5 protein-coding genes are annotated in these 4,627 nt (G+C 72.9%); 2 read left to right on the forward strand and 3 right to left on the reverse strand.

What is annotated here, in order from left to right; genetic code table 11:
* Window positions 1-125: 125 nt before the first annotated feature.
* Window positions 126-707, reverse strand: coding sequence for a TetR/AcrR family transcriptional regulator (locus ABZ914_RS46945; RefSeq protein ID WP_500201129.1), 582 nt, complete (start codon window positions 705-707; stop codon window positions 126-128).
* Between the two features lie 70 nt (window positions 708-777).
* On the opposite strand from ABZ914_RS46945, the gene ABZ914_RS46950 reads away from it, so the two are divergent.
* Together ABZ914_RS46950 and ABZ914_RS46955 are read left to right on the forward strand one after the other, a co-directional pair.
* Window positions 778-1,356, forward strand: a complete 579-nt coding sequence (locus ABZ914_RS46950) for a dihydrofolate reductase family protein (RefSeq protein ID WP_500201130.1) — start codon at window positions 778-780, stop codon at window positions 1,354-1,356.
* 23 nt (window positions 1,357-1,379) lie between these two features.
* Window positions 1,380-2,348 (forward strand): CapA family protein, encoded by a 969-nt coding sequence (locus ABZ914_RS46955; RefSeq protein ID WP_500201131.1) that lies wholly within the window; start codon window positions 1,380-1,382, stop codon window positions 2,346-2,348.
* Here the strand turns inward: ABZ914_RS46955 and ABZ914_RS46960 are convergent.
* Together ABZ914_RS46960 and ABZ914_RS46965 are read right to left on the reverse strand one after the other, a co-directional pair.
* Entirely contained in the window at window positions 2,345-3,250 is a 906-nt protein-coding gene (locus tag ABZ914_RS46960; protein WP_500201132.1) for an SDR family oxidoreductase, read from the reverse strand. The two genes, ABZ914_RS46955 and ABZ914_RS46960, sit on opposite strands and share 4 nt — an antisense overlap.
* Window positions 3,251-3,260: 10 nt before the next feature.
* Window positions 3,261-3,878, reverse strand: a complete 618-nt coding sequence (locus tag ABZ914_RS46965) for a TetR/AcrR family transcriptional regulator (protein WP_500201133.1) — start codon at window positions 3,876-3,878, stop codon at window positions 3,261-3,263.
* Window positions 3,879-4,627: the final 749 nt, after the last annotated feature.

The raw sequence follows: 4,627 nt of genomic DNA on the forward strand, positions 1-4,627 counted from the left end.
AAATACTCGACGCCCCCCCCCCCACCCCCGGCGGCGGGGGGGGGGGGCGGGGCCCCCCGCCGGGGTGCCCCCCCGCGCCCCCCCCCCCCCGCCGCGGCGCGGGGGCGCCCCCCCGCCGTTTCGGCTCACGTCCCTTCGCGGGGGAGGGCGCGCTCGACGGCGAGGGCCACGAGGTCCTTCAGGTCGTGCTCGGCGAGGACGCCCGGCAGCGTCAGGCTCTCGACGATCAGCCAGTTCAGCGCGAAGTAGAGCAGGCGCACCGTATCGGCGTCGCCGGGCAGGCCCGCCTCCACGTGATAGGCGATGTTGGCGTCCAAATCCCGGCGCACCCGCTCGGTGAGGACGGTGCGCAGCTCGGGCCGCCGCGTCGCCTCCAGGCGCAGTTCGAGCAGGGCCAGGTAGCCGGTGCGGAACTCGGAGATCCGGCCGACCGCGTCCTGGAGCAGCTCGGTGACCTTGGCGGCGTCACGCGGGCCCTGCAGGCCGCCCGCCATGGTCGCGGCGTCCGGCTGGAGCCGCTCGTAGATGCGTCCGCCGGCCTGGGTGAACAGGTCGTCCCGCTTGGCGAAGTAGTTCGACGCGGTCCCGACGGGCACGCCGGCCTCCGCGTCCACGGCGCGGAACGTCAGCCCGCGCGCCCCGTCCCGGGCCAGGACCTCGATCGCGGCGTCCACCAGCGCCGCGCGCCGCTCCTCGTTCCTCCGCATTGACACTACTCCATCCGTAGTACTAGGTTCAAACCACTTCAAGCAGAGTACTACGAACGGAGTTCAATTTATGCGCAAGCTCGTCTACTACGTCGGCGTCAGCATCGACGGCTACATCGCCGGTCCCGGCGGGGAGGTCGACTTCTACCCCCTCGGCGACGACACGATGGACTGGATCAAGGACAACCTCCCCGAGACGCTGCCGACGCACGTCCGCCCCCACCTCGGCGTGGACGCGGACGCCCCCCGACGGCGGTTCGACACCCTCGTCATGGGGCTCCGCACCTACCAGCCGGCGCTCGACATCGGCGTCACCAGCCCGTACGCGCACATGCGCCAGTACGTGGTGTCCACCACCCTGCCCGCGATCGAGGACCCCGCCGTAGAACTCGTCCGCGAGCCCCTCGGCCTCGTCCGCGCCCTCAAGGCCGAGGACGGCGACAGGGACGTCTGGCTCTGCGGCGGCGGCAGGCTCGCCGCCGCGCTCCTCCCGGAGATCGACGAGATGATCGTCAAGAGCTACCCCGTCGTCGCGGGCGACGGCGTCCCGGCGTTCTCCGGCCGGTTCGACCCGACCCTGTTCACCCCCGACCGCCGCGAGACCCTCCCCAGTGGCACGCAGATCACTTGGTTCTCCCGCAAGGGGTAGGACGGGATTGGGGGGTGGTGTCGATGACCGTCACAGTGGCCCTCGCAGGGGACACGATGCTCGGACGCGGAGTGGGGGAGGAGGTCGCCGTGTCCGGCCCGCACGGCCTGTTCGCCGGGGACGTGCGAGAGGTCTTCCATGAGGCCGATCTCGCCCTGCTGAACCTCGAATGCTGCGTGTCCACCCGGGGGCGGCCGTGGGACGCGCCGGGCAAGCCGTTCCACTTCCGCGCGCCCCCGGACGCCGTCGAGGCGCTCCTCGACCTCGGCGTCGACTGCGTGACCCTCGCCAACAACCACGCCCTCGACTTCGGCCCGGACGCCCTGGCCGACACCCTCGCGCACCTCGAAGCCGCAGGCGTGCGCAGCGTCGGCGCGGGGCCGGGCGTCCAGGAGGCGCGCGCGCCGGTGATCCTGGAGGCGGGCGGCCTCCGCATCGCCGTCGCCGGCTTCACCGACCACCCCGCCGACTTCGCCGCCGGACCCGGCCGCCCGGGCGTCGCGCTCGCCGACCTCGAGCACGGCGTCCCCGCATGGCTCCGCGACGAGATCGGCGCGCTCGCCCGGACGAACGACGCCGTGCTGGTCATGCCGCACTGGGGCCCCAACATGACCGGCGAACCGCTCCGCTACGTTCGCCGGGCCGCGAAGGACCTGGTGGACGCGGGCGCGTCGCTCGTCGCGGGAAGCTCCGCGCACGTCTTCCACGGCGTCGCCTGGCCGGTCCTGTTCGACATGGGCGACTTCATCGACGACTACGTGGTGTCCGACCTGCTGCGCAACGACCTGGGCCTGCTGTTCCTCGTCACCTTCGGGCCGGACGGGCCGTCCCGCGTCGAGGCCGTCCCGCTGCGCCTGGACTTCGCCCGCACCCGCCTCGCCGGCCCCGCCGACCGCGCCTGGATCTTCGAGCGGTTCATCGCCGCCTGCGCCGAGTTCGGCACCGCCGTCACCGTCGAGGACGACCGGCTCGTCGTCGCCGCGCCGTCCTAGAGCGGATCGCCGAGCGGCCCGTACTCGTCCGCCAGCGCCTCGGCCCAGTGCGCGGCCCAGTCCGGCCGGGTGCCGTCGGCGTCGGTGAACCCGTACTCCTCGTACAGCCCCCAGGTGGCCAGCGCGCGGCCCGACTTGTCCATGATGTGCGGGTCGGCGGCCAGCGCCGCGACGGCCCGCCCCAGATACGCGGGACTCTCCGAGTAGGCGAAGTGCGGGTCCTTCGCCGCGGCGTCCCGCCAGTTGCCCTCCGTGACGCCGAAATGGTCCAGGACGGCCTCCGACCGCAGGAAACCGGGCGTGACCGCCACCGCCGCGACCCCGTGCGGCCGCAGCTCGGCGGCCTGCGCGAACGCCAGCCGGATCACCGCGGACTTCGCCAGGTCGTAGAAGAACGAGCCCCGGTACCGGGCGGTGTTCCCGTCCGTCACCTCCACCACCAGGCCCCGCCCGCGCGCCACCATCAGCGGAAGCGCGAACCGGCTCGTGATCACGTGGGTCTCCACGGCCTGCCGCAGCAGCCGCAGGCCCGTGCCGAGGTCCTGCTCCCACAGCGGACGCTCCCAGTCGGTCAGCGGGTCGCCGCCCCACACCGAGTCGACCAGCATGTCGAGCCGCCCGCCCCGCTCCGCCGCGATCCGCTCGACCAGCGCGCGGACCTGATCCGGGTCGGCGTGGTCGGTGCGGACGGGCACGCCCGTCCCGCCCGCCTCGGTGACCAGGTCCGCGGTCTCCTCGATGGTCTCCCGCCGCCCGAGACCGGACCCGCCGGACGCGCTGCTGCGGCCGGAGACGTACACCGTCGCGCCGGCGGCGCCGAGCTGGACGGCGATGCCGCGACCGCCGCCCCGCGTGCCCCCGGCGACCAGCGCGACCTTGCCGGTGAGCGGACGATCATCCATGACCCCTCCTTCATGCCAGATACGGTGCGAGAGCGCCGTCCAGCTCGCGTTCGAGCCGCTCGGCCAGCGTTCCCCGCCGGTCCAGGGCCCAGCAGAGCCCGGCCCCCGCGATGACGGTCTGGAGCGACCCGGCGAGCGCCTCGGCGTCCGTCTCCGCCCGCAGCACGCCGTCCGCCACCGCCTCGCCGAGCAGCATCGCGATGACCCGCCCGTTCGCCTCATGGACGGCGAGCGCGTGCGCGTGGAACTCCGGATCCGTCAGGTCCATGCAGAGGAACGCCAGATGGTTGGCGTACTGCTCCGGCGTGGACATCGCCGCCCACGACCGCCGCACGAACGCCCGCAACACCGCCAGCGCCGGCTCGCGCCCCGCCTGGCCGTCCTGTTGGTGGCCCTGCCCGGCCCGCACGCGCTCGTGCAGCGTCTCCGCGTCCCGCGCCGCCTGCTCGGCCAGCGCCAGCAGCAGCCCGCGCTTGGACCCGAACCGCTGGACGAGCGTGCCCGGCACGAGGCCCACCTCGTCGGCCACCGCCGCGAGCGTCAGCTTCGCCGGACCGACCCGGCCGATCACCTCGACCGCCGCCCGCAGGATCACCGCGTCGTCCACGCCCCGCGGCCGCCCCGCCATCGCGCCTCCATTAATAAATGACTGTGCATTTATTAAAGCATCTGGGCTGTGCCTTGCGCGAGTCGGGCCTGGCGCGGGTGGCCGTGGAGGCGGCTGTTTTGCAGTCTGACCTGGTGTTTCTCCTGGAGGCCGTGACCGTGGGCAGTGACCGTGGGGCAGTGAGGGCGGGGCTGTAAGGGCGGGGCTGTGAGGGTGAGGCAGTGGGGGTGGGGCCGCCGGGAGACAGGAACGGTGAGCGTGGTGGGAGGAGCGCTGTTGCGGGTGGGGGCGGGGCTGTGGTGGTGAAGGGCTGGCTCGGGAGCGCTCAGGTGGAGTTCGTAGGGGAGAGCTTGTAGCCCTCACGCATGACTCGACAGTCGGTGGTTGTAGGGGGTGGCTGGGCGTGCGGCGAGTATTCGGCGTGGTGGGTGGAGTGATGTTCGGGCGTAGGGCGAGCGGCAGCGGCAGGCTGTACAGGGGCCTGGCGTTTCGTGGGACGGAGGTGCTCGTTCGGCTTGGTGTGCCCGAGCGAGGAGTGCTCGGGGGCGTGAGGGTGTGGTGGCGGTGGTGTTCAGAGGGTCCTTGGGCTGAACGGCGGCGGGGCGCTACGGGGTGAGCGGCGCTATGGGGTCAACGGCGCTATGGGTCAACGGCGCTATGGGGTCAACTGCGAGGGTGTTCGGGAGAATCGGCGAGAGGGGTGTTCGGGTGGTGGGGTGGCGCTTGCGTACGGGGCCGCCCCTCCAAAGTCAAGGGCGCCTTCGGCGTCG

The organism is Spirillospora sp. NPDC046719, from assembly GCF_040645715.1.
GTDB lineage: Bacteria > Actinomycetota > Actinomycetes > Streptosporangiales > Streptosporangiaceae > Spirillospora.

Coding starts and splice junctions, on each gene's coding strand:
- ABZ914_RS46945 (WP_500201129.1), bottom strand. CDS start 707: ATGCGGAGGAACGAGGAGCGGCGCGCGGCGCTGGTGGACGCCGCGATC.
- ABZ914_RS46950 (WP_500201130.1), top strand. CDS start 778: ATGCGCAAGCTCGTCTACTACGTCGGCGTCAGCATCGACGGCTACATC.
- ABZ914_RS46955 (WP_500201131.1), top strand. CDS start 1,380: ATGACCGTCACAGTGGCCCTCGCAGGGGACACGATGCTCGGACGCGGA.
- ABZ914_RS46960 (WP_500201132.1), bottom strand. CDS start 3,250: ATGGATGATCGTCCGCTCACCGGCAAGGTCGCGCTGGTCGCCGGGGGC.
- ABZ914_RS46965 (WP_500201133.1), bottom strand. CDS start 3,878: ATGGCGGGGCGGCCGCGGGGCGTGGACGACGCGGTGATCCTGCGGGCG.